This is a genomic window from Muribaculum sp. (assembly GCF_029051885.1).
Taxonomy (GTDB): Bacteria; Bacteroidota; Bacteroidia; order Bacteroidales; family Muribaculaceae; genus Muribaculum.
Genome location: NZ_JAIDKI010000014.1, coordinates 1 through 1,737, shown reverse-complemented (window position 1 = coordinate 1,737; position 1,737 = coordinate 1). Strand labels below are relative to the sequence as shown.

Below are 1,737 nucleotides of genomic sequence, written 5' to 3'. Positions count from 1 at the left end.
AGGCGGCACAGTAAAAAACAGGCGGTAATCGGCAGTATCCACGACAGCACGTCCGAGCATGTCGCGTGTCAGGCGCACATGGGCGACAGCTCCGCCACGAGTATCCCGCGTACGCATATTGGAGATGAAGTTGCCGAGCGAATATACCACGAAAGCACGTCGTCCGAGCGAATCAGTGCGCATCTCCATAGGCTGTATCACATGCGGATGCCCTCCTATTATGATGTCGGCCCCATTGTCTACAAGAAAATCGGCCAAAGAGCGCTGAGTGTCATTTGGCAGCAGCTGATACTCTTCGCCCCAATGCATACACACTACCACTACTTCCGCCCCTTTCTTGCGGGCATGCCTTATATCGGAGGCTATCAGAGCGCGGTCGATGTAGTCGACAACAGCATCGGTGCGCAACGTTATGCCGTTGGTGCCGTAAGTGTAATTCAGAAATGCGATACGGAAACCGGCGATGTCGCGCAAAAGGGGCAATACGGAGTCGCGCTCGGAAGCGTTGCGATATGTGCCCAGATGGTCTACCGGCGATGCATCAAGACGGTCAAGAGTGCGCACAAGTCCGCGGTCACGGCGGTCAAGAGTATGATTGTTGGCCGTGAGCATCATGTCGAATCCGGCCGCGGAAAGCGCATCAAGATATTCATCGGGGGCGCTGAAACATGGATAACCGGTATATGGAGCGCCCCCGAGAGGTGTTTCAAGATTTACTACAGCATAATCGGCTCCTTTGATATAAGGAGCAATCTCAGAAAAACATTGAGAATAATCATACCTTCCGTCAGCGCGACGGGCAGCGTCAATCTGCGCCTGATGCTGCATGGCATCCCCGGCAAACACCAGGTCGACCGACGAAGCCGGCTCCCCCCACGAAAGCATGGAGGCGAGTGAAAACAACAGACATGATATAAGTGTCATCGCACTAAACGGATATAAGTATCAGTCACGCGGATATATGGCACCCTGTCCGGCAAGAAGAGTATTCTTCATAAGGGAACAGATGGTCATAGGACCTACCCCACCCGGCACAGGTGTAATATAGCTGCACAAAGGCGCTACATTATCAAAGTCGACATCACCGCGCAGACGGAAACCGCTCTTGCGTGTGGCGTCGGGTACACGTGTTGTGCCCACATCGACAATCACAGCACCGGGCTTTACCATGTCGGCGGTGACGAAACCGGGCTGACCGAGAGCCGCGATTATAATATCGGCCTCACGGCATATTTCCTTAAGATTTACGGTAGCGCTATGGCATACAGTCACTGTAGCATCGCCGGGTATATGCTTCTGCATCATCAGTGATGCTACAGGCTTACCTACGATGTTGCTGCGGCCAAGTACCACACAATGTTTCCCCTTTGTGGGAATCTCATATCTTGCAAGAAGCTCGATTATGCCTGCCGGAGTAGCCGAAAGATAGCAAGGCAGACCTATGGACATACGTCCCACATTAATCGGATGGAAACCATCGACATCCTTGCGATAATCAATTGCCTCGATTACCTTCTGCTCCGATATATGCTTGGGAAGAGGCAGCTGCACAATAAAGCCATCGACATCAGGGTCATTGTTGAGACGCTCTACGGCCTCAAGCAGTTCGGCCTCTGTAGCATCGTCTTCCATACGTATGAGAGTGGATGTGAAACCACACTGCTCGCATGCACGCACTTTATGCTGTCACTTAAACACATCTCCGACCCCACCAGAAAGCCAGAAAGCTCGTAAGCC

General features: G+C 52.5%; 1 protein-coding gene and 1 pseudogene. Both read right to left on the bottom strand.

All coding sequences use genetic code 11. The features are described 5' to 3' along the window. Positions 1 to 924: CapA family protein (locus tag K2I50_RS00555; protein ID WP_301024307.1), on the bottom strand; the 924-nt coding region annotated here is incomplete at its 3' end. 21 nt (positions 925 to 945) lie between these two features. Then, positions 946 to 1,680: pseudogene (locus tag K2I50_RS00550) on the bottom strand (bifunctional 5,10-methylenetetrahydrofolate dehydrogenase/5,10-methenyltetrahydrofolate cyclohydrolase); the annotation flags it as partial. Positions 1,681 to 1,737 lie beyond the last annotated feature (57 nt).